General features: G+C 67.6%; 22 protein-coding genes. 6 read left to right on the forward strand and 16 right to left on the reverse strand.

What is annotated here, in order from left to right:
* Positions 1–5 precede the first annotated feature (5 nt).
* Both DK26_RS08520 and DK26_RS08525 read right to left on the reverse strand, forming a co-directional pair.
* On the reverse strand, positions 6–929 hold the full coding sequence (locus DK26_RS08520) for an AEC family transporter (RefSeq protein WP_066470562.1): 924 nt from the start codon (positions 927–929) through the stop codon (positions 6–8).
* A gap of 154 nt (positions 930–1,083) precedes the next feature.
* A complete protein-coding gene (locus DK26_RS08525) occupies positions 1,084–1,635 on the reverse strand; it encodes a thermonuclease family protein (RefSeq protein ID WP_157089587.1) in 552 nt (183 codons plus the stop codon).
* An 84-nt stretch (positions 1,636–1,719) separates the two neighbouring features.
* Here DK26_RS08525 and DK26_RS08530 point away from each other — a divergent pair, with 84 nt between their 5' ends.
* Entirely contained in the window at positions 1,720–3,240 is a 1,521-nt protein-coding gene (locus DK26_RS08530) for a HAMP domain-containing sensor histidine kinase (protein WP_066470564.1), read from the forward strand.
* Between the two features lie 16 nt (positions 3,241–3,256).
* Here DK26_RS08530 and DK26_RS08535 read toward each other — a convergent pair whose 3' ends face one another.
* Positions 3,257–3,604 carry a helix-turn-helix domain-containing protein gene (locus DK26_RS08535; RefSeq protein ID WP_066470567.1) on the reverse strand — a complete coding sequence of 116 codons (348 nt, stop codon included), beginning with the start codon at positions 3,602–3,604 and terminating at the stop codon, positions 3,257–3,259.
* A gap of 107 nt (positions 3,605–3,711) precedes the next feature.
* On the opposite strand from DK26_RS08535, the gene DK26_RS08540 reads away from it, so the two are divergent.
* Complete coding sequence (locus DK26_RS08540; protein WP_066470570.1) at positions 3,712–4,416, forward strand: glutathione S-transferase family protein; 705 nt, start codon at positions 3,712–3,714, stop codon at positions 4,414–4,416.
* A gap of 46 nt (positions 4,417–4,462) precedes the next feature.
* Here DK26_RS08540 and cobT read toward each other — a convergent pair whose 3' ends face one another.
* On the reverse strand, positions 4,463–5,485 hold the full coding sequence (gene cobT, locus DK26_RS08545) for a nicotinate-nucleotide--dimethylbenzimidazole phosphoribosyltransferase (protein ID WP_066470573.1): 1,023 nt from the start codon (positions 5,483–5,485) through the stop codon (positions 4,463–4,465).
* Between the two features lie 114 nt (positions 5,486–5,599).
* Between cobT and DK26_RS08550 the strand changes: the two genes are divergently transcribed.
* Entirely contained in the window at positions 5,600–6,445 is an 846-nt protein-coding gene (locus tag DK26_RS08550) for an adenosylcobinamide-GDP ribazoletransferase (protein ID WP_066470576.1), read from the forward strand.
* Positions 6,442–6,642, forward strand: coding sequence for a DUF1289 domain-containing protein (locus DK26_RS28490; RefSeq protein ID WP_083533078.1), 201 nt, complete (start codon positions 6,442–6,444; stop codon positions 6,640–6,642). The genes DK26_RS08550 and DK26_RS28490 overlap by 4 nt, the downstream gene beginning before the upstream one ends.
* Here the strand turns inward: DK26_RS28490 and DK26_RS08555 are convergent.
* Positions 6,599–7,003, reverse strand: coding sequence for a GNAT family N-acetyltransferase (locus DK26_RS08555; protein ID WP_083533096.1), 405 nt, complete (start codon positions 7,001–7,003; stop codon positions 6,599–6,601). The two genes, DK26_RS28490 and DK26_RS08555, sit on opposite strands and share 44 nt — an antisense overlap.
* Before the next feature lie 77 nt (positions 7,004–7,080).
* Positions 7,081–7,914 carry a sulfite exporter TauE/SafE family protein gene (locus DK26_RS08560; RefSeq protein ID WP_066470583.1) on the reverse strand — a complete coding sequence of 278 codons (834 nt, stop codon included), beginning with the start codon at positions 7,912–7,914 and terminating at the stop codon, positions 7,081–7,083.
* Positions 7,915–8,250: 336 nt separating this feature from the next.
* On the opposite strand from DK26_RS08560, the gene DK26_RS08565 reads away from it, so the two are divergent.
* Entirely contained in the window at positions 8,251–9,894 is a 1,644-nt protein-coding gene (locus DK26_RS08565; RefSeq protein WP_066470587.1) for an arylsulfatase, read from the forward strand.
* An 84-nt stretch (positions 9,895–9,978) separates the two neighbouring features.
* On the opposite strand, the gene DK26_RS08570 is transcribed toward DK26_RS08565, so the two are convergent.
* The 10 genes from DK26_RS08570 to DK26_RS08615 form a co-directional block, all read right to left on the reverse strand.
* Positions 9,979–10,437, reverse strand: a complete 459-nt coding sequence (locus DK26_RS08570; RefSeq protein ID WP_066470813.1) for a PaaI family thioesterase — start codon at positions 10,435–10,437, stop codon at positions 9,979–9,981.
* Positions 10,438–10,451: 14 nt separating this feature from the next.
* Complete coding sequence (dusA, locus tag DK26_RS08575; protein ID WP_083533079.1) at positions 10,452–11,453, reverse strand: tRNA dihydrouridine(20/20a) synthase DusA; 1,002 nt, start codon at positions 11,451–11,453, stop codon at positions 10,452–10,454.
* Between the two features lie 197 nt (positions 11,454–11,650).
* Positions 11,651–11,956: a hypothetical protein gene (locus DK26_RS08580; protein WP_066470593.1), complete on the reverse strand. Its 306-nt coding sequence runs from the start codon at positions 11,954–11,956 to the stop codon at positions 11,651–11,653.
* Between the two features lie 48 nt (positions 11,957–12,004).
* A complete protein-coding gene (locus DK26_RS08585) occupies positions 12,005–13,522 on the reverse strand; it encodes an aspartate ammonia-lyase (protein WP_083533080.1) in 1,518 nt (505 codons plus the stop codon).
* Between the two features lie 47 nt (positions 13,523–13,569).
* Positions 13,570–14,250, reverse strand: coding sequence for an orotate phosphoribosyltransferase (locus DK26_RS08590; protein WP_066470596.1), 681 nt, complete (start codon positions 14,248–14,250; stop codon positions 13,570–13,572).
* Complete coding sequence (pyrC, locus tag DK26_RS08595) at positions 14,247–15,341, reverse strand: dihydroorotase (RefSeq protein ID WP_066470602.1); 1,095 nt, start codon at positions 15,339–15,341, stop codon at positions 14,247–14,249. The genes DK26_RS08590 and pyrC overlap by 4 nt, the downstream gene beginning before the upstream one ends.
* Complete coding sequence (locus DK26_RS08600) at positions 15,338–16,633, reverse strand: Zn-dependent hydrolase (protein WP_248309904.1); 1,296 nt, start codon at positions 16,631–16,633, stop codon at positions 15,338–15,340. The genes pyrC and DK26_RS08600 overlap by 4 nt, the downstream gene beginning before the upstream one ends.
* A complete protein-coding gene (locus DK26_RS08605; RefSeq protein WP_248309905.1) occupies positions 16,630–17,616 on the reverse strand; it encodes a dihydroorotate dehydrogenase in 987 nt (328 codons plus the stop codon). The genes DK26_RS08600 and DK26_RS08605 overlap by 4 nt, the downstream gene beginning before the upstream one ends.
* On the reverse strand, positions 17,613–18,491 hold the full coding sequence (locus tag DK26_RS08610; RefSeq protein WP_248309906.1) for a dihydroorotate dehydrogenase electron transfer subunit: 879 nt from the start codon (positions 18,489–18,491) through the stop codon (positions 17,613–17,615). Before DK26_RS08610 ends, DK26_RS08605 begins: the two co-directional genes overlap by 4 nt.
* Before the next feature lie 20 nt (positions 18,492–18,511).
* Positions 18,512–19,759 carry an MFS transporter gene (locus DK26_RS08615; protein ID WP_083533081.1) on the reverse strand — a complete coding sequence of 416 codons (1,248 nt, stop codon included), beginning with the start codon at positions 19,757–19,759 and terminating at the stop codon, positions 18,512–18,514.
* A 436-nt stretch (positions 19,760–20,195) separates the two neighbouring features.
* Here DK26_RS08615 and DK26_RS08620 point away from each other — a divergent pair, with 436 nt between their 5' ends.
* On the forward strand, positions 20,196–20,906 hold the full coding sequence (locus DK26_RS08620) for an orotate phosphoribosyltransferase (protein WP_066470605.1): 711 nt from the start codon (positions 20,196–20,198) through the stop codon (positions 20,904–20,906).

Raw genomic sequence — 20,906 nt, forward strand, 5'->3', positions numbered from 1 at the left:
CCGCGCTACAGGACCGGCGCGAGCAGGATCAGCGCTATCGGGACCGTCAGGGCGGCCAGTACCGTCTGCAAGGCGCAGATGCCGGCCATCAGCGGGGCATCGCCGCCGAGCTGGCGCGCCATGACATAGGAAGACGAGGCCGTCGGCAGCGCGTGAAAGAGGATGGCGATGAATGCCGCATGGCCGCCCAGGCCGACGGCCTTGAGCATGATGAAGGTTGCGAACGGCATAAGCACGAACTTGGCGAACGAAGCCGCGAGCGCGGGGCGCAGGCCCCGCCCGAGCGCGCCCCAATCCAGCGCCGCCCCGACGCAGAGCAGGCCGAGCGGCAGGGAAGCCTGGCCGAGCGCCTTCATGAAGCTGTCGATGCCGGGCGGCAGGCCGAGGCCGCTCGCCTGCAGCAGGATGCCGATGAGGCAGGACATCAGCAGCGGATTGAGCGCAAGACCGCGCAATACGCCGCGCAGGGTCGGCTGCGCGACGCCCCAGCGCGCGAAGACCAAGACGCAGAGCAGATTGACCGTCGGCACGATCGCGGCATTGGCGACGGCAGCCATCGACAGCGCCGGCGCGCCGAGCAGGCTCACCGCGGCGCTGAGGCCGACATAATTGTTGAAGCGGATGCCGCCCTGAAAGACGGAAGTGAAGGCCGCGTCGCTGTAGCCAAGCCAGCGCTTCGCCAGCACCAGCAGCGCCGAGACGACGATGATCGGCACCATCAGGGTCATTGCGAGGCTGGCGACCGGAATGCCACGCAGATCGGCCATCGCAAGCGCGTGGATGAACAGCGCCGGCAGCAGCACATAGTAACAGAGGCGTTCCGCCTGCGGCCAGAAGCTGTCGGGCAGGAAGCGCCGGCGGTGCATGAGATGGCCGAGCGCGATCAACAGGGCGATCGGTGCTAGCGCGAGAAAGATGGCGCCGATCATCGGCCTGCTCCGGCTTGTCCCTCGGGAGGGAAGGATCGTCTTCTAAAGCGGAGCCGGCGGCGAAGAAATTCCCCATGGCAGCCCGGCGTCATGCGCTCGTCGCATGCCCTTTCCGGGCGCGCAGCGGGCCAGGTACGAGGTCGATCGGAGCGGGCTAGCGCGGATGGCTCTGCCGCCACTCCGAGGGCCGCTGGAAGCTCAATGCCCAGAGTCCGCGTCCGGCCGCCCTCGCCTGCTCTTCCTCGGCCCGGTAGTCGCCATAGGCCAGCGCCTGGCCGTTGCGGACGAGGGCGGCGTTGATGTCCGCCTCGCCCTGGCGGCAGCGGGCGAGGCCGCGGCCATAACGATCCGGGCGCGACACCGTGCAGCTGACATTGCCGAGCGCCAGCATGTCGGCAAGCGCGCGACGGGCTTGGCGGCCGCAGGCGACGTCGCGCCCGCCCTTGTCTCTGCAGGTCTGGCGGTATTCGGGCGCGTCGATCCCCTCGAGGCGCAGCTCCTCTCCCGCGAGCCTGATCGAATCGCCATCGATCGCCTCGGCGGCGCCGACCAGGCTCTTCGAAGGGCCCAGCCGATACTGCAGCACGGCACCTGCGACCGCCAATAGGCCAATGAAACCAAGCGCAACGACGAGATCGATCGCGCGGCCGACGCGCCGCCAGCCAAACGGGCCGTAACCATTCGTCCTGAATCCGAAGCGAGACATCAGCACAAGCTTAACGATTTACTGCCCATCATGGCGAGCCGGAGCGCAAGGTGCGCGACCGGGCAGGAGCCGCTTTTCTCGGGTATGCCGGAACTCACCGTCGAACAGGTCCAACGTGGTCGCGGACCCGACCCGTCGGCGCTGGCGCGCCGCAAGCTGATCAGCCGCGAGGTGAGATCGGCCCGCGAACGGCTGACCTCGACGACCGGCCTCGACCGTGCCTTCGACTACGAACTCGTCCGGCTGTTCGCCCAGTACCGGCTGAACGGGACGGCCGGCACCTTGGTGCTCGCCCTGCTCGTCGGCGCGGCGGCATGCGCCTGGGTGCCGCTCTACAAGGTTTCGGGCTGGTTCGCCTTCGTGGCGATTTCCTGCCTCCTGATGTTCGTGCTGTGCCGGCGCTTCCTGGCCGAGCCGTCGGCCGAGGCGCGCATCGGCTTCTGGCGCAAGACCATGCCGGTCGCGGAGATGCTGCACGGCGTCTCCTGGGGGCTTCTGCCACTCCTGTTCATCGGGGTCGAGGCGCCGGGCGCGCGCTTCTTCCTGACGACGACGCTGCTGATCGTCAGCGCGATCACGGTGATGCTCTCGGCGACCATGCCGATGGCGGTCTACGCCGGGCTGGTGCCGGTCACCGGTGCGCTCGTTCTGTTCTTCTCCGGCCGTTCCGACATCGACAGCGTCACCATGCTGATGATGGCGGCTTGCGCCCAGCTCTTCTTCATCTACCTCGCCAACCGGCTCTACTCGACCTCGGTCGCGACCATCGAGTTCAGGGCGGAGAAGGACGCGCTGATCGCCGAGCTCGGCACGGCGAAAGCCAACTCCGACGAGGCGCGGCGCAAGGCCGAGGAAGCCAATCTCGCCAAGTCCCGCTTCCTGGCGACGATGAGCCATGAGCTGCGAACTCCGCTCAACGCCATCCTCGGCTTCTCCGAGGTGATGAAGAACGAGGTGTTCGGCGCGCACGCCAACGGCGCCTACAAGGAGTATTCCGGCGACATCCATGGCTCCGGCCAGCATCTGCTCAACCTGATCAACGAGATCCTCGACCTGTCGCGGATCGAGGCCGGCAAGTACGAACTCAACGAGGAGGCGCTCAGCCTCGCCGGCATCGTCGACGACTGCGTCCACATGCTCAACCTGCGCGCCAAGGCCAAGAGCCAGGGCATCCGCGAGGCGGTCGAGCCCGATTTGCCGAAGATCTGGGCGGATGAGCGCGCCATCCGGCAGGTCGTCCTCAACATCCTCTCCAACGCCATCAAGTTCACACCGCAGGGTGGCGAGATCTCGGTCAAGGTCGGCTGGACCGCGACCGGCGGGCAATATGTGACTGTGACCGACACCGGTCCCGGCATTCCCGAGGACGAGATACCGGTGGTGCTGCAAAGCTTCGGGCGCGGCTCGCTCGCGATCAAGACCGCCGAACAAGGCTCGGGCCTCGGCCTGCCGATCGTCAAGGGCCTGATCGACCTGCACAATGGCGGCTTCAGCCTGAAGTCGAAGCCTCGCGCCGGCACGGAGGTGACGATCACGCTGCCGGCCGAACGGGTGATGGACGCGCTGCCGGCCCTGCCGGAACCCGGCGAGCGCTCGGCCGCCTGAAGGGCGCGCCCCGCCGTCAGGCGACCTTCGCAAGGCGGCTCGTCCCGCTACCTTCGGCCTCGACCTCCTCCCACCAGCCGCCGAGCGCATCGATCAGCGGCACGAGCCGAAGGCCTGCCGGCGTCAGCTGGTAGTCGACCCGGCGCGGATAGCCCTCATGATCGATGCGGTGAACGATGCCGGCGGCCTCCAGCTTGCGCAGCTCGAGCGCCAGCATGCGATGCGAGACCGTCGGATTGTCGCGCCGGAGTTCGCTGAAGCGCTTGGTGCCGTCCTTCAGATAGTAGAGCAGCAGGGTCGGCCAGCGGCCGCTCAGCACCCGCATGACGCTTTCGATCGGGCAGTCGGAGACGACATCCTTCATGCTCTGTTCCAGCTGGTTACAGAAATGTGCGCAATTTACATGGAGCGGCGGATGACTAGGTTCCAGCCCGCTGCGCAGCGTTTCCCGACCCGAATGGAAAACGCAAGATGGAACCGATCCTTGTTTATGGCTACCCGTCCGGCACCTCGATGGGGCTGGTCGCGGCCCTCGAATGGCTGGGCCAACCCTACAAGCTTTGCCGCGTCGATATGCTCGGCGAAATGCGCGAGCCGGCTTACACCCGGATCAATGCGCGTGTCGAAACCCCGGTGCTGATCACCGATCAGGGCCGGCCGCTCACCGAGACCATGGCGATCGCCGCCTGGCTCGAAGCGCGCGACAAGGAGCGACGCATCAGCTTCGATACGCTTTCGCCGGAAGCCGACCGGATGCACCAGCTGATGGCCTTCCTCAACACCGGCTTCACCGGCGCCTTCGGGCCGCTCTGGGTCGCGCTGGAACTTCCCGAGCCCGACCCCGACTACGAAACGATGCTGCGCCGCTTCGGGCGTGAGCAGGTCATCGAGCGGCACGACAAGCTCGAGGCCATGCTGGACGGAAGCCCCTGGCTCGCCGGCGACAAGCATACGCTCGCCGACGGGCTTCTCGCCGGCGTGGCGCGCTGGCTCGAATTCCACGAAGTCGCCGACCTCGCACGCTGGCCGAAGCTGCAGGCCTTGCGCCGCCGGGTCGAGGCCGATCCGGCGGTGATCTACGCGGCTGCGATCGAGCAGGGGGAGACGCCCTCCGCCAGCGGCTCCTGCAAGGGGCATGTGCCGCTGGCGGAGGTGATCGCGCGCTACGGCGCGTGACGAACACAAGCCGCGCCGGGTCGAGCCCCCGGCGCCGCTCACCAACCTAGTCAGCCTTCTGCGACACCTGTGCCTGCGCGAAGGTCGCCATACCGGAATGGACACCGGCAGCGGCCTTGACGAGGCCGGCTGCCAGCGCAGCCCCGGTGCCTTCCCCGAGCCGCATGTCGAGCGCCAGCAGCGGCTGCTTGCCGATCCGGACCAGCGCCTGCGCATGCGCGCCCTCGGCCGAGAGATGGCCGGCGAGGCAATGGTCGAGTGCCGACGGATCGAGCGCATGCAGGATCGCCGCGGCGGCGGTCACGACATAGCCGTCGAGGATCACCGGGATGCGCTGCAGGCGGGCGGCGAGGATCGCGCCGCAGATCGCCGCGATCTCGCGCCCGCCGAGGCGGCGCAGCACCTCCAGGGGATCGCCGAGATGGGCGGCGTGCAGCTTCAGTCCTGCCTCGACAGCAGCGACCTTGCGCTTCAGCCCGTCATCGTCGACGCCGGTACCGCGGCCGCACCATTCGGCAGCGCTGCCGCCATAGAGCGCCGCGAAGATCGCTGCGGCCGAGGTGGTGTTGCCGATGCCCATCTCGCCGAGGGCCAAGAGGTCGGCACCGCCGGCGAGGGCTTCCATGCCGAAGGCCATGGTGGCGACGCAGGCACGCTCGTCGAGTGCGTCCCCTTGGGTGAAATCGCCGGTCGGCAGGTCGAGGGCGAGATCGAAGACCTTGAAGCCGAGATCATAGGCGGCGCAGATCTGATTGATCGCGGCGCCGCCGGCGGCGAAGTTCTCCAGCATCTGGCGCGTCACGCTCTGCGGAAAAGCCGAGACGCCCTGGGCGACGACGCCGTGATTGCCGGCGAAGACGCAGACCAGCGGCCGGTCGACGCGCGGCGGCGCCTTGCCCTGCCAGGCGGCGAGCCATTCGGCGATCTCCTCGAGCCGGCCGAGGCTGCCGGCCGGCTTGGTCAGATCCTTGTCGCGGGCCCGCACGGCGTTGGCGGCGGCCATGTCGGGGCCGGGCATCCCAGCGATGAGCTGGCGGATATCGTCGAAAGGCAGGCCGGAGGAAGACATCGCGTCTCGTCTTTTCGCAAACTTCTGGAATCCGGCGGCTGAGCCATCGCCGCCTGCTTGCCGCTGCTGCTATAGGCTGAGGCGAGCGAAGACAATCTGGGATATCGACGCGGAATGGCCGAAGCCGAAAGCGAGAATGCGCCTGCCGCGCCGCCGACATGGCCGGGCTGGCTCGCCGCGACGGCCGCCTGCATCCGCTTCTATTCGCGCCTGCCGGTGCCGGAGATGCCGGGCGAGAGCGCGCATGCGACGCCCGATTTCAGGCTGTTGCCGCGCGCTTTGCCCTTCGCCGCCCTGCTGATCGCGCTGCCCGCCGCGCTCATCGTGCTCGCGACCGGCCTCGCCGGGCTCGACGATCTCGTCGTCGCATCCCTCGGCGTCGCCGTGCTGGTCTTCACCACCGGCGCCTTCCATGAGGACGGGCTGGCCGACAGCGCCGACGGGTTGTTCGGCGGCTGGACGCCCGAGCGCCGGCTCGAGATCATGAAGGACAGCCGGATCGGCAGCTATGGCACGCTGGCGATCGGGCTCGCGCTGCTGCTGCGCGTCTCCGCGCTGGCGGCGATCCTCGATGGCGCCGGCGCCTTCGCCGCCGCAGCCGCCATTCTCGGAGCAGCCGCCTGGTCGCGCATCGAGGGCATTCGCGTGGTTGCAACGCTGCCGCCGGCACGCGTCGACGGCGCCTCGGCGGCTGTCGGCACTCCGGAACGCGCGGTGTTGCCCTTCGCCTATGGGCTCTCCGCCGGCATCGGTCTTCTGCTCGGGTTCGCCGGCGCCCTGCCGCTTGCCGGCCTCGCGATCGGCATCGGGCTTTCGGCGCTGGCGAGCGGTTGGCTGATGCGCACGGCGAAGCGGCTGATCGGCGGGCAGACCGGCGACATCGCAGGGGCCTGCCAGCAGTTGTCCGAGATCGCAATCTATCTCGGCATCGCGCTCGTTCTCGGCTGGAGCGGACAGTGAGCGCCGGGTCGAGCCCGTGTGTCCGCATCTGCGTGATCGACCCGGCGAGCAAGCTCTGCGAGGGCTGCGGGCGCACGCTTCAGGAGATCGCGCAATGGTCACGCCTTTCCGAAGCCGAGCGGCTGGCGATCATGGCGATATTGGAGGAACGGCTCAGCTCTCTGCGAGGCGACGCAGATCCTCACCGCTCAGCCTGAAGAAGACCTTCTCCGGCTGCGGCGAAGCACCGAGGCTCTCATAGAAGCGCAGCAGGCGGGCATCGTCGCGTGCCGCCGTCCAGTCGACGCGGCCAAAGCCTCGCGCCAAGGCGAGGCGCGCAAGCTCGGCCATCAGGCGGCGCCCTGCCCCGAGTCCCCGCGCCGCCTCCGCGACGTAGAGCTCCTTCAGGAAGAAGCCGGCGCGCAGGCCGGGACCGGGATAGATCGCCGCGAAGGCGGCGAAACCGACGAGCGCGTCCCCATCGTCCGCGACCAGGAGCTCCACTCCGGCAGGACGGCCCGCAAGCCCGGCCCGGATCTCGGCATCAGACGGGCACGGCACGCGATAATGCGCCTGCATCTCGGCCATCAGCCGGGCGAGTGCCGGATAATCGGCTTCGGTGCCTGCGCGGATCGAGAGCACGGCCCGTTCCCAGCTCAGAAGACCAGCGACCAGAAGAAGCGGGCGCAGACCAGGAGGAGGAAGATGCCGAAGGCGACTTCGAGCTTGCGCTTCGACAGGCGATGCGCCTGGCGCGCGCCGATCGGGGCTGTCCAGATCGAGGTCGGAATGAAGAGCAGGAAGCCGATCAGCGAGACATAGCCGAGCGAGAGCGGCGGCAGCAGGTCCATCTTCGGCCAGCCGGCATAGATGTAGCCCAGCGCGCCGGGGATCGAGATCAGCACGCCGAGACCGGAGGAGGTCGCGACCGCCTGATGGATCGGGCGGCCATAGAAGGTCATGAACAGACTGGAAAGCTGGCCGCCGCCGATGCCCATCAGCGCGGAGAGGACGCCGATGACCAGGCCGTAGATCCGCATCAGGAAGGGCCCGGGCATGTCGTCGCCGAGCTTCCAGCGGTCCGAGGCGAAGAGCAGGCGCATCGCGCTGACGAAGGCGACCGCGACGAAGACCGCCTTGAACACATCCGGCGGGGCATAGCGGGCGACCAGGCTGCCGAGGCCGACGCCGAGCACCACGGGCAGCGCCCAGATCCGAATGATCGAGGTGTCGACCAGCCCCTTGGCCCGGTGCGCGTTGAAGGAGCGGATCGAGGTCGGGATGATGACCGCGAGCGAGGTGCCGACGACGAGGGGCATGCGCACCTCCTCGGGCACGCCGATCACCCGGAAGACCTCATAGAGCACCGGCACGATCACCGCCCCGCCGCCGACGCCGAACAGGCCGGCGAGCAGGCCGGTGACGGCCCCTGCGGCGATCAGCGAGACGGCGAGAAAAATCAGGTCGTTGATGGGAATGCCGGCAATCATAATGTTTCCGAATACGGGAAGGTGGGGCTGCTCTTAGGGATTCGCCGGGAAAGGGCAAGGTTGGTGCGGCAGGGCCGCCATGCGCGCAGACACAGCCATGTGCCGGCTGAGCAAGAAGCGCGCCGTCGGCCCGAGGGCTGGGCGGTGCCGGCACGGCACCCGCGCCGTGTGGAACGTTGCGGAGCGGCTTGGCGCATCTCGGCAAGGCAGTAACAGTTACAAGCTTGTCCGCTGCCGCTGCGTGCTTTCACTCTCTCCGTCCCGAGCGCGAGCGTCAGAAGCTATGGCGAAACAGGGCCTCCGCTCACGGTTCCGACCCATGCGCGAGGTTTCTCCATGCCCCCGAAGCAGGACGTCTCCGGCACGAACCCATCTCTCGACAGGCGCAGCATTCTTCTGGGCGGGACCGCCCTGGCCGCGGCTGCATCCTATCTTTCAGCCGAGGTCAAACCGGCCCAGGCGCAGCAGCCGGCAGCGCCGGCCGGCGGGCGCAAGCCGAACATCCTCGTGATCTTCGGCGACGATATCGGCATCCCCCAGGTCAGCGCCTATACGATGGGCATGATGGGCTACCGCACGCCCAATATCGACCGCATCGCCAGCGAAGGCGCCATCTTCACCGATGCCTATGGCCAGCAGAGCTGCACGGCCGGCCGCGCATCCTTCATTCTTGGGCAAGAGCCATTCCGCACCGGGCTGCTCACCATCGGCATGCCGGGCGACCCGCACGGCATCCAGGACTGGATGCCGACGATCGCCGACGCCCTGAAGACGCAGGGCTATGCGACCGGGCAGTTCGGCAAGAACCATCTCGGCGACCGCGACGAGCATTTGCCGACGCGGCACGGCTTCGACGAGTTCTTCGGCAATCTCTACCACCTCAATGCCGAGGAGGAGCCCGAGGGTTATTTCTACCCGAAGGACGCGAACTTCCGCAGGCAGTTCGGCCCGCGCGGCGTGCTCAAGACCTCGGCTGACGGCAAGATCGAGGATACCGGGCCGCTCAATACCAAGCGCATGCCGACGATCGACGAAGAATTCCTGGCCGGCGCCAAGGATTTCATCGACCGGCAGAGCAAGGCGAACAAACCCTTCTTCTGCTGGTTCAACTCCACCCGCATGCACGTCTTCACCCATCTGAAGGCGGAATCGCTGGGCAAGACCGGCAAGGGCATCCATGCCGACGGCATGGTCGAGCATGATGGGCATGTCGGCCAGTTGCTCAAGCAGCTCGACGATCTCGGCATCGCCGACAACACCATCGTCCTCTACACGACCGATAACGGCGCCGAGATCGCGCTCTGGCCGGATGGTGCGATGACGCCGTTCCGCGGCGAAAAGGGCACGACCTGGGAAGGCGGCTTCCGGATTCCGATGATGGTGCGCTGGCCGGGCGTGGTGAAGCCGGGCACGCAGGTCAACGAGCCGATCGCGCTGATGGACTGGTTCCCGACCTTCTGCGCGGCGGCCGGCGAGCCCAACATCAAGGAGAAGATGAAGACGGGCTTCCAGTCGGGCAGCAAGACCTTCAAGGTCCATCTCGACGGCTACAATTTCCTGCCCTTCTTGAAAGGCGAGTCGACCCAGCCGCCACGCGACGCGATGTACTTCTTCGACCAGGGCGGCAATCTCAACGCCGTGCGCTGGAACGACTGGAAGGTCAGCTTCGCGGTCAACAGCGAAGGCAACATCGCCACCGCCACCCGCGAAGTGCCGGCCTGGGCCAATATCACCAATCTCCGAATGGATCCGTATGAACGCGGTTCCAAGGAGGGAGGTGAAGCCATGAAGTTCATTGCCCAGCAGATGTGGCTGCTCGTGCCGATCCAGGCCAAGGTGAAGGAGTTCTTCTCCGATTTCGCCGAGTTCCCCTATCAGGCCGGAAACTCGCTGAACGCAGCCGGGATCAATTACGGACTGCTGCAGCAACAGGCAGCGCTGAAGCGGCTCGGTGAACTGGAACGGCTGAACCCACGCTAGCGCAGGTTCCGATCGGCTTGCACGTCATTCCGGCACCCGCTTTGCGGCTTGTCCGGAATGACGGTCTGCTCGGATCGGAACGCGCTAGTCGCTCACCCCCTCGCGTCCGGCGATCGCCATGCAGGTCGCGGTCATCATGGCGCAGAGCTTGCGCGCCCCGCCGGAGACCGCGAAGACCTCGGCGGTGGCGAGCGTCAGGGTGCGGCCGGCCTTCACCACCTTGCCGAGCGCCCGCAATTCCTCGCCCGTCGCTGGTGCGAGGAGATTGATCTTGAACTCGGCGGTGAGGATGCCGGCGCCGGCCGGCATCGCGGTGAGCGCAGCATAGCCGGCGGCGCTGTCGGCGATGGTCGAGACGGCGCCGGCATGGACGAAGCCGTGCTGCTGGCACAGATGCGGCGAAACCGGCAAGGCGATCTCGACCTCGCCGGGCGCAACGCGGACAAGCCGGGCACCGAGCGTCGTCATGAAAGCCTGCTTGGCGAAGCTCGTCTCGATCCTCGCGACCAACGCGGGATCGACAGCGGCAGCCTCCTGACTCATCGGCTCAGCCTCGTTCATTCGGCGGCAATCGCGGAAGGCGCCTCGCGCTCGACATGGGCGATGGCGGCGCGCAAATCAGCGAGGCCGGCACCGGCGGCGACGCAATGCTCGGCGAGATGGCGGCGGAACAGGCGCGAGCCGCGCCGGCCGGGAAAGAGCCCGACGAGATGGCGGGTGAAGGCGTGCAGGCGCCCGCCCCGCTCGAGATGCGCGGCGATGAAGGGTTCCAGCGCCTCCAGTATCTCGAAGGCGTCGGCGACAGGCGCCGTCTCGCCGAACAGCAGCGGATCGACCTGCAGCAGCACTTCCGGGTTCTGATAGGCCTCACGACCGAGCATGACGCCGTCGAGATGGGCCAGATGCGGCAGCCATTCGGAGGGGGCGCGGATGCCGCCATTCAGCGAGACCGGCAGGTCGGGATTGGCGCTTTTCAGACGATAGGCCCGCTCATAGTCGAGCGGCGGGATCTCGCGGTTCTCCTTGGGCGAGAGCCCCTGCAGCCAGGCCTTGCGGGCGTGCACGATCAGCGCATCGACGCCCGCAGCGCGGACGGTCGCGGTCAGGGCATCAAGCGCGGCTTCCGGATCCTGATCGTCGACGCCGATCCGGCATTTGACGGTGACGGGGATCGAGACGGCAGCCTTCATCGCCGCGACGCAGGCCCCGACCAATTCGGGTTCGCGCATCAGGCAGGCGCCGAAGGCGCCGCCCTGGACGCGATCGGAGGGGCAGCCGCAATTCAGATTGATCTCGTCATAGCCGAAATCGGCGCCGATCTTCGCCGCTTCCCCCAGGAGGGCCGGATCATTGCCGCCAAGTTGCAGCGCGACCGGATGCTCGACCGCGTCGAAGCCGATCAGTCGCTGCCGGTCGCCGCGGATCACGGCCTGCGCCGTCACCATCTCCGTGTACAAAAGGGCGCGACGCGACATCAGGCGATGGACCACCCGGCAATACCGGTCAGTCCAATCCATCATCGGCGCTACGGAAAACCTAATGTACTGATATTGCGTCATCTTTTACCTTGAAACCGGCCAACACGCCGGGTGTGCGCATGGTTCCCTGCCTGCCACCTCTATATTGGCTTCCCACGCTTCAGCGGCTCTACTAACCCAAAATCCGGCTTTTGATGAGCCCGGACAGCAAACAACCCGGCCAAGGCCGGGTTGCAAGGTCGGCATCGCTGCCGAACGGAACGCCGAAAGCCGCAGCCTCAGGCGAGTTCGGCCGCGCCGATCCGGTTGAGCAGCGCAAGCCGGCCTGCCGGATCGGCAGCACCCGGAGCGAGCGCCTGCTCGATCAGCCCGGTGAGCTGCTGCAACGCCCCCTCTGCGACGTCGAGCGGCAGCGGGCGGCGGTCATAGGCTTCGGCGAAGCGGCCGGCGAGATCGGCGAGCAGGCGCAGCAACGCGGCATGCTCGGGCTCGGCGGCGCGCAGTTCAAGCGCGCGCCCCTGGAATTCGAGATAGGTGTTCATGCTGCCCTTCTGCTGCAGCAGCCAGTTCAACAGCTCGTTCATTGTCCTCTCCGGGTAGGCGGCCGTCCGTCTCGTGCGGCGGCCGATCGTTCAGGCCCGCGCCTTTCCGGCGGGCTTCGGGCGCGACGGGGCCGTCATCGCCTCGATCTTCAGGAGCTCTTCGAGCTCGGCACGACTGAGCAGGCCTTCCTCGAGCACGATCTCGGCGACCTTGCGCTTCTCGGCCAGCGCACGCCGCGCCACCCGCGAGGAGGCTTCGTAGCCGAGCCGAGGGCCCAGCGCCGTGACGAGGCCGATCGAGTCCTCGACCAGCGCCATGCAGCGCTCGCGGTCGGCCTCGATGCCGGTGACGCAGCGCGTCGTCAGCGTCGTCACGGCGGCGGTGAGATGGCGAAGCGAGGAGAGCAGGCAATAGCCGATGGTCGGCTCGAAGGCGTTGAGCTGGAGCTGGCCGCCTTCGGCGCAGAGCGTCACGGTGAGGTCGTGGCCGATGACGAGATAGGCAACCTGGTTGACCACTTCCGGGATCACCGGGTTGACCTTGCCCGGCATGATCGAGGAGCCGGCCTGCACCGCCGGCAGGCGGATCTCGCTGAAGCCGGCGCGCGGGCCGCTGGAGAGCAGGCGCAGATCGTTGCAGATCTTCGAGAGCTTGACGGCGACGCGCTTCAGCACGCCGGAGAACAGCACGAAGGCGCCCATGTCGGAGGTCGCCTCGATCAGGTTCGTCGCCGGCACCATGGGCTGGCGGGCGGAGCGGGCCAGCTCCTCTATGGCGAGCGAGGCATAGCGCGCATCGGCGGTGATGCCGGTGCCGATCGCGGTCGCGCCGAGATTGACCTCGCGGAACAGCGCCGCCGCCTCGCGCAGCCGCGAGACGTCCTCCTTGATGGTGGCAAAGAAGGCGTCGAACTCCTGGCCGAGCGTCATCGGCACGGCATCCTGGAGCTGGGTCCGGCCGATCTTCAGCACATCTGCAAACTCGACCGCCTTGGCCTTGAAGGCGAAGGCGAGCTCGTCCAGCGCCGCGATCATCGGCTCGGTCGCGAAGATCACGGCGAGGCGCAGCGCCGTCGGATAGGCGTCATTGGTCGACTGCGCCATGTTGACGTCGTCATTGGGATGGAGCGCAGCGTAGTCACCCTTGCGCTTGCCCATCAGCTCGAGCGCGACGTTGGCGATGACCTCGTTGGCGTTCATGTTGGTCGAGGTGCCGGCCCCGCCCTGGACGGCGTCGACGACGAACTGGTCGTGGAAGCGGCCATCGACCGCGATCAGGTCGCAGGCGCGCTCGATCGCGTCGGCCTTGACGGTGGGAAGATTGCCGAGCCGGCGATTGGCGCGCGCAGCCGCCTGCTTGACCAGGGCCAGCGCCCGCACGAATTCGGGGAAATGGCCGACCGGCACGCCGGTGATCGGGAAATTGCCGACGGCGCGCAGGGTGTGAACGCCCCAATAGGCGTCGGCCGGCACGTCGGCATCGCCGAGCAGGTCGTGCTCGCGGCGCGTCCTGATTTCGGCCAGCGCGATGGTCTGCGTCGTCGCGAGCTGCACGCTGTCGGCCTTTGGCGGCGCGGCGATGGGCGCAGCGGCGGCACTGTCAGCCATAGCGGAATCCTCGCGGGACTTGGACTTCACGGCAGGCTCCTTCCGGATCAGACGCGCGGCGACAGGCTGACCCGGCCGCCATGGCGGGTCGACCAGGCAACGGGATCGGCAAGGAAGCGCTCGATCTCGGCGCGATCCTCGGCCGCAAGCTCCTGGCCGGCATCGGCGCGCAGCACATCGGCCCAGGTGGCGAGCGGGTGCAGGGAGAGCCCGGCCTCCTGCAGGCGCTCGCCGGCGCCCGGAAAGACGTCGTGATAGAAGATCGTCAGGATGTGCTCGACGCTGGCGCCGGCGGAGCGCAGGCCGCGGGCAAAGCCGAGCTTGCTGCCGCCGTCGGTGGTCAGGTCGTCGACCAGGAGCACGCGCAGGCCGTCGACCGGCCCGCCCTCGACCTGGGCATTGCGGCCGACACCGAGCGGGCGCTTGCGGACATAGCGCAGCTTGAGCCCGGTACGGTCGGCGAACCAGGCCGCGAAGGGGATGCCGGCGGTCTCGGCGCCGGCGACGGCATCGAAGCTGCCGGCGGGAAAGGCCGCCTCGGCATAGCGGACGGCGAGATCGGTGACGGCGCGGCGCAATTGCGGATCGCCCAGCAACAGGCGGACGTCGACATAGACCGGGCTCGCCCAGCCGGCCGCGAGCACATAGGGCTGCTGGCGGCTGACATGGATCGCTCCGGCCCGGAACAGCAGCCGGGCGACAGCCTCGCCGATCTCGCCGGCGCTCACGGGCGAACCTCGCCGATCGACCAGGGCAGGTTCTCGGCGCCGCGGAAGATCACGACCTCGCTGTCCTCGACCTCGACCGCAGCGAGCGCCCGGCTCGGCTTGCGTTCCAGGGTGATCGTGCCCTCGTTCAGCGGCAGCCCGTAGAAGCGCGCGCCATTTTCCGAAGCGAAGGCCTCGAAACGGTCGAGCGCGCCTGCCTCGTCGAAGACCTGGACATAGGTCTGCAGCGCGGTGGCGCCGCCGAAGACGCCGGCCGAGCAGCATTCGGCCTGCTTGGCGCCGCGCAGATGCGGCGCCGTGTCGGTGCCGATGAAGAAGCAGGCATCGCCGGAGGTGACGGCCTCGCAGAGGGCGAGCCTGTGGCTCTCGCGCTTGGCGACCGGCAGGCAGTAGAGATGCGGGCGCAGGCCGCCCTGGAAGAGCGAGGTGCGGTTGATGATCAGATGATGCGGCGTGATCGTGCCGGCGGCGCGCCCGGCATGGGCGCGGACGATTGCGACCGTCTCGGCGGTGGTGACATGCTCGATCACGACCTTGAGCCCCGGATGGCGCTTCAGCAGGGGCAGCATCTCCTGCTCCATGAAGACGGCCTCGCGATCGAAGATGTCGACGGCCGGGTCGGTCGCCTCGCCATGGACGAGGACCGGCATGCCGATCTTCTCCATGCGCTCCAGCACGGGAGCGAGCTTCGGGATGTTGGTGACGCCGTGATGGGCATTGGTGGTCGCGCCGGCCGGATAGAGCTTGGCGGCAGCCCAGACGCCCTCGCGATAACCGCGTTCGATCTCGTCCGGCACGGTGGTGTCGGTGAGGTAGCAGGTCATCAGCGGGGTGAAATCGCAGCCTTCCGGACGGGCGGCGAGGATGCGCTCGCGATAGGAGGCCGCCGCGGCGATGGTCGTCACCGGCGGCACGAGGTTCGGCATGATGATGCCGCGGGCGAACTGGGCGGCGGTGAAGGGCAGCACCGCCTTCAGCATGGCGCCGTCGCGCAGATGGACGTGCCAGTCATCGGGCCGGCGGATGGTGAGCGAGAGCGGCGCCTCGGCTTCCGCAGCCGGCGCATCATCGAAGAGTTGCGAAACGCTCATTGTACCGCCTCCCGGATGGCCGCCCGCATCACCGCGATACCGGCTAGGAAATCATCGATCGCCATCGCTTCCCTGGGATTATGCGATCCGTGTTCGTTACGCACGAAGATCATGGCGCTCGGTATGCCGGCATTGGCGAAGACCGCCGCATCATGGCCGGCGCCGCTTGGAATCTCCTCGTCGGGCAGGCCGAGCCCGCGCGCCGCTGCCTTCAGCCGCGCGATCCAGCCAGCATCCATCACCGCCGGGGCCGATTCGAGGCGGCGGTCGAAGCTGAATTCGACCCCCCTCTCCTCGCCGACCAGCCCACATTCCGAGAGGAAGAGGTCGTAGAAGGCCTCCAGCGTCTCGCGATTCTGGCTACGCACCTCGAAGGAGAAGCTGACCTTGCCGGGGATGCGGGCGATGGCGTGCTCCTGCGGGTCGGTGCCGAGCACGCCGGCTGTCACCACCACGTCGCGGCCGCGCTCCAGCAAGGTGCGCCAGTGCCGGTCGAGATGGGTGATCAGCTCGGCCGTGGCGAAGACCGCATCACGCCGCAGCCAGCGCGGCACCGCGCCGGAATGGCCGGCCTCGCCGATGCATTCGACATTGCGATGGCGGACATTGCCGCGAATGCCGGTGACGATGCCGACCGGCAGATCGCGCGCGACCAGCACCGGCCCCTGCTCGATATGCAGCTCGATCCAGGCCGCGACGGTCGCGGGGTCAAGCAGGGGCTCGCCCTTCTCGACGCGGGCCATGTCGACGCCGATATCGGCCATGCACTGCGCCAGGGTTTGGCCGGTGGCATGGTCGCGCACCGAAAGATCGGCGGCGGTGAGCTTCCCGAACAGCGCGCTCGAGCCCATATAGGCCTTGCCGAAGCGGGCGCTCTCCTCGCCGCGCAGCGCATAGACCTTGATGGTCCGGCGCGGCACGAAACCCTCCTCCTTGAAGCGGGCGATGATGGCGAGACCGGCGATGACACCGGCGGCGCCATCGAAATTGCCGCCCTGCGGCACCGAATCGAGATGCGAGCCGCAGGCCAGGAAGGGCAGCTCCGGCTCGGCGCCTTCCAGCGTCATCACCAGGTTCGCGCCGGCATCGCGCTCGGTCGAAAGGCCGAGTTCGCGCGCCTTCGCCTCGACGAGCTCGAGCGCCAGGGATTCGCGGTCGCTATAGGCTTCGCGGGTGATGCCGACGCCGTCGCCCGTCGCCTCACGTAGCGCTTCGAACAGCGCTTCGGACAGGACGCGGTCGCCGTCGTCGCCCATGAAGACGTTGCGCAGATTGGCGGGATGCGCGGTCACGATACGGGATCCAGCCAGGCGAGATCGGGCTCGTCGGCTTCCTCGATGACGACGCCGCGGATCAGATCGGTGATGCGCGGAATCTCGCGGTGCAGGCAGAAGCTCCTGAGCCCGTCGATGATCGTCGTCATCGCCGCCGGCTGCAGGAAGGTCGCGGTGCCGACCTGCACGGCACTGGCGCCGGCGAGCATGTATTCGACCGCGTCCTCGGCGGTGGAGATGCCGCCGCAGCCGATCACCGGGATCTTCACCGCCTTGGCGCATTGGAAGACCTGGCGCAGCACGATCGGCTTGATCGCCGGGCCGGAGAGCCCGCCCATGATGTTGCCGAGGCAGGGCTTGAAGGTCTTGAGGTCGATCGCCATCGACAGAATCGTGTTGGCGACCACCACCGCATCGGCGCCGGCGGCCTCGGCAGCACGCGCCACCTCCGGCACATCGCCGGTATTGGGCGTCAGCTTGACCCAGAGCGGCAGCTTCGTCGCCTCGCGCAATTGCCGCGTCACCTTCTCGGTGGATTCGGCGCGCATCGCGAAGGCCTTGCCGTCCTCCTCGATGTTCGGACAGGAGATATTGGCCTCGATCGCGGCGATGCCGGGGATCGAGAGCTCGGCGGCGAGGCTGGCGAAGCCCTCGGCGGTCGGCGCCGAAATGCTCACCACCAGTGGCGTGTCATAGGCCGCATAATGCGGCATCGTCTGCTCGACGAAATAGCGCACGCCCTTGGAGGGGATGCCGATCGCATTGATCAGGCTGCCCGGCCGTTCGACGACGCGCGGCAACGGGTTTCCGGCACGCAATTCGCGGGTGATCGTCTTGGTGACGAAGGCGCCGAGCCGGTTGAAATCCATCACCTTCTCGAGCCCCTCGGCGAAGGTGCCGGAGGCCGGCATGACCGGATTGCGCAGCTTCAGCCCGCCAATGCTGACGGAGAGATCGACATCCGGCGCCGCATGGGCGACCGCGTTCATCACAGGGTTCATGGCAGCGCTTCCATCAGGTCGAAGACCGGACCGTCCCAGCAGACGCGCCGGTGGACGATCTCGCCATTGACGTTGAAGTCGCGCACGCAGCAGTAGCAGAGGCCGATTCCGCAGGCCATCTGCTGCTCCATCGCGACCTGGCCGGGCAGGCCGAACTCCTGCGCCAGCCGTTGCTGGACGCGCATCAGCCGGCTGGAGCCGCAGGTGAAAAAGGCATCGCAGGCCCCGTCGGCGATCAGCCGGCGCAGGATGCGCTCGACATTGGCCGGGCCGCTGGTCGACTCGGAATCGGTGACGGCGATGACGTCGGCGCCATGGCTGTGGAAGAGGTCGACCGAGACCAGCAGATCCGGCCGGCGGGCGCTGAAGACCGCGGTGACGCGGGTGCCGTTCGCCTTGGCCGTCTTCGCCAGGGGAGCAAGCGTCGCCAGCCCGGCGCCGCGGCCGACCGCGACGATGCTGCGCCAGGAGGGATCGAGGACAAAGCCGGTGCCGAGCGGCCCCATGATGTCGAGCCGGTCGCCGACCCGCAGCGTGTCGAGGCCGCGGGTACCGGCGCCCGTCACCTTGTAGAGAAACTCGACCTGGTGCTTGTCCGGATCAGCCCCGTAGAGGCTCATCGGCCGGCGCAGGAAGGGCTGCTCGCCGACCGGTTGGGGGCAGAGCAACTGGAAGAATTGGCCGGGCTCGGCCGCCGCAGCTTCGGCGCTGCAGCGGACGACGAGGTGCCGGTACTCGCCGTTGACCGCCTCATGCGAGACGACCTCGGCGAGTTCGGCGACCACGCTGGCCTTCCAGGAGGCGCAGGAACCCGCGGCTCCCGCGCCGCCTGTCGTGGCGGCGAGCGAGCCTTGATGAAGCGGTTGCATCGACATGGCTCGCTCCTTTCAGCGGCTCAGGACAGCTCGGCGCCGCGGCGCTCGGGGATCAGCAACCACATGGCGATGATGTCGAGCACGTAGAGCGTCGCCAGCAGGCCGATCGCGACCTCGAAGCTGTAGGCCGCGGCGATCGCGCCCACCACGACCGGGCCGAAGCCACCGACGCCGCGACCGATGTTGAACAGCACGTTCTGGGCAGTAGCGCGGGCCGTGGTCGGGAACAGCTCGCTGATCAGCGCGCCATAGCCGCCGAGCATGCCGTTGACGAAGAAGCCCATCACCGCGCCGCCGATCAGGAGGTGAATCGGGTCGGTCAGCCGCGAATAGACCACGACCATCACGGCTGCGCCGAGCATGTAGCCGAAGAAGGCGGGGCGCCTGCCGATCCGGTCGGCGATATGGCCGAAGGCGAAGATGCCGAGCGCCATGCCGGCAATGGTGACCGAGGTCCAGACGGCCGACTGGGTCAGGGCGAAGCCGAAGCGGGTCGCCAGATAGTTCGGCAACCAGATCATCACGCCGTAATAGCCGAAGTTCTGGACCGAGCAGAGGATGACCATGCCGAGGCTGAGCTTGGTGGTCTCCCAGTCCTTGACGAGGGCGCGCAGCGCCGACTCCTTCGGCTTGTCCTTGGTGCGGGCGACGAAGACGTCCGGCTCATGCAGCGAATGGCGGATGAAATAGGCGGCGATCGCGGGCAGCACACCGATGGCGAACATGCCGCGCCAGCCGATCGTCGGCAGCAGCAGCGGCGTTGCGATCGCGGCAGCGAGCACGCCGACCTGCCAGCCGAGGCCGACATAGGAGGAGGCGCGGGCGCGCTTCGAGGCCGGCCAGGCTTCGGCGACGAGCGCCATGCCGATGCCGAACTCGCCGCCCAGGCCGAGGCCGGCGATGGTGCGGTAGATCAGGAGGTCCCAATAGCCCTGCGCGAAGGCGCACATGCCGGTGAAGACGGCGAAGAGCACGATGGTCCAGGTCAGCACCCGCACGCGGCCGAGCCGGTCCGAGAGCATGCCGAAGCCGATGCCGCCGATCACGGCGCCGACCAGCGTCGCGGTGACCAGCGAGGCGCCCTGCGCCGCGGTGAGGTTGAGATCGGCAGAGATCGCCCGCAGCATGAAGCCGAGGATCAAGAGGTCGAAGCCGTCCATGGCATAGCCAATGGCCGAGCCCCAGAGAGCCTTCCTGGCCTTGCTGTCGACCTCTGTCGGTGCGGAATGGGCGATTGAGCCGGCGGTTGCGGCCTGGTTGTCACTCACGGCGGAGTCCCCTGTCTGGCTTTCGATGACGTGCACAGGAACGCAAATGCATCAGGGCACGCCCCGAGCGTGCCGCTGCCTGCCGTCCCCTGGAGTTTGGGCGTGCACCCACCTTCTCCGGACGCTTCTGCGTCACTTGACGGCCGGCCGCTAGGGCCCGCCGCGAGAAGCTCACCGCTGCGCGAGACATAGCCCCTCCGCGCCGCACGGCGGCATGATTGTCACGGCACTATCTCATTTGCAATCCCAAATCTCAATTTTGCGACACTTTTGGAAAGCGGCAGGGTTTCCACAAGCATCGGCGTATCGGCGCGCGATTCAGGGATTGACCTCGATCGTCATCGCGCTGAGAAGGGGCCGTTTGCGAACCCGACATTGCCCCGCCCGAACGCCGCAGCCGGCGAACGATGGCGCTCAGCCCCTGGAGAAGAAGACCATGCCCAATCTCTACATGCCGGTCGACAGGGAAACGATCGCCCTCGAGGCGGCCAAGATGCTGCTCGAAATCAAGGCCGTCCACTTCTACAAGGACAAGCCCTTCATCTTCACCTCCGGCTGGGCGAGCCCGGTCTATATCGACTGCCGCAAGATCATCTCCTTCCCGCGGCTGCGTTCCTCTCTGATCGACTTCGCGGCGACGACGATAGTGCGCGACATCGGCTATGAATCGATCGACATCGTCGCCGGCGGCGAGACGGCCGGCATCCCCTTCGCCGCCTGGATATCCGACCGGCTGGCACTGCCGATGCAATACGTGCGCAAGAAGCCGAAGGGCTTCGGCCGCAATGCGCAGATCGAAGGCGAAGTGGTCGAGGGCGCGCGTACGCTGCTGGTAGAGGACCTCGCCACCGATGGTGGCAGCAAGGTGAACTTCTGCAAGGCGCTGCGCGACGCCGGCGCCAAGGTCGATCACTGCTTCGTGCTGTTCTACTACGACATCTTCCCGCAGGGCCGCGAGATGATGAAGGAGATCGGCGTCGGCCTGCATTATCTCACCACCTGGTGGGACGTGCTCAAGGTCGCCAAGGCGAGCGGCCATTTCGAGCCGAAGGTGCTGGACGAGGTCGAGAGCTTCCTCAACGAGCCAGCCAAATGGTCGGCAGCGCATGGCGGCATCTCGGACTTCAACCAGGCAAAGCAAGGCTGA

Origin of the sequence: Allobosea sp. WAO (assembly GCF_001509835.1) — a bacterium.
In the GTDB taxonomy this organism is placed as follows: Bacteria; Pseudomonadota; Alphaproteobacteria; order Rhizobiales; family Beijerinckiaceae; genus Allobosea.

Excerpts from the sequence above, each read along its gene's own strand:
- DK26_RS08535 (WP_066470567.1), bottom strand. The coding sequence starts at position 3,604 with ATGAAGGATGTCGTCTCCGACTGCCCGATCGAAAGCGTCATGCGGGTG.
- DK26_RS08580 (WP_066470593.1), bottom strand. The coding sequence starts at position 11,956 with ATGAACGAGCTGTTGAACTGGCTGCTGCAGCAGAAGGGCAGCATGAAC.
- DK26_RS08555 (WP_083533096.1), bottom strand. The coding sequence starts at position 7,003 with ATGCAGGCGCATTATCGCGTGCCGTGCCCGTCTGATGCCGAGATCCGG.
- DK26_RS08550 (WP_066470576.1), top strand. The coding sequence starts at position 5,600 with ATGGCCGAAGCCGAAAGCGAGAATGCGCCTGCCGCGCCGCCGACATGG.
- DK26_RS08585 (WP_083533080.1), bottom strand. The coding sequence starts at position 13,522 with ATGGCTGACAGTGCCGCCGCTGCGCCCATCGCCGCGCCGCCAAAGGCC.
- DK26_RS08525 (WP_157089587.1), bottom strand. The coding sequence starts at position 1,635 with ATGTCTCGCTTCGGATTCAGGACGAATGGTTACGGCCCGTTTGGCTGG.
- DK26_RS08540 (WP_066470570.1), top strand. The coding sequence starts at position 3,712 with ATGGAACCGATCCTTGTTTATGGCTACCCGTCCGGCACCTCGATGGGG.
- DK26_RS08520 (WP_066470562.1), bottom strand. The coding sequence starts at position 929 with ATGATCGGCGCCATCTTTCTCGCGCTAGCACCGATCGCCCTGTTGATC.
- DK26_RS08605 (WP_248309905.1), bottom strand. The coding sequence starts at position 17,616 with ATGAACCCTGTGATGAACGCGGTCGCCCATGCGGCGCCGGATGTCGAT.
- DK26_RS08620 (WP_066470605.1), top strand. The coding sequence starts at position 20,196 with ATGCCCAATCTCTACATGCCGGTCGACAGGGAAACGATCGCCCTCGAG.
- DK26_RS08610 (WP_248309906.1), bottom strand. The coding sequence starts at position 18,491 with ATGTCGATGCAACCGCTTCATCAAGGCTCGCTCGCCGCCACGACAGGC.
- DK26_RS08565 (WP_066470587.1), top strand. The coding sequence starts at position 8,251 with ATGCCCCCGAAGCAGGACGTCTCCGGCACGAACCCATCTCTCGACAGG.
- cobT (WP_066470573.1), bottom strand. The coding sequence starts at position 5,485 with ATGTCTTCCTCCGGCCTGCCTTTCGACGATATCCGCCAGCTCATCGCT.
- DK26_RS08570 (WP_066470813.1), bottom strand. The coding sequence starts at position 10,437 with ATGAGTCAGGAGGCTGCCGCTGTCGATCCCGCGTTGGTCGCGAGGATC.
- pyrC (WP_066470602.1), bottom strand. The coding sequence starts at position 15,341 with ATGAGCGTTTCGCAACTCTTCGATGATGCGCCGGCTGCGGAAGCCGAG.
- DK26_RS08560 (WP_066470583.1), bottom strand. The coding sequence starts at position 7,914 with ATGATTGCCGGCATTCCCATCAACGACCTGATTTTTCTCGCCGTCTCG.
- DK26_RS08530 (WP_066470564.1), top strand. The coding sequence starts at position 1,720 with ATGCCGGAACTCACCGTCGAACAGGTCCAACGTGGTCGCGGACCCGAC.
- dusA (WP_083533079.1), bottom strand. The coding sequence starts at position 11,453 with ATGACGCAATATCAGTACATTAGGTTTTCCGTAGCGCCGATGATGGAT.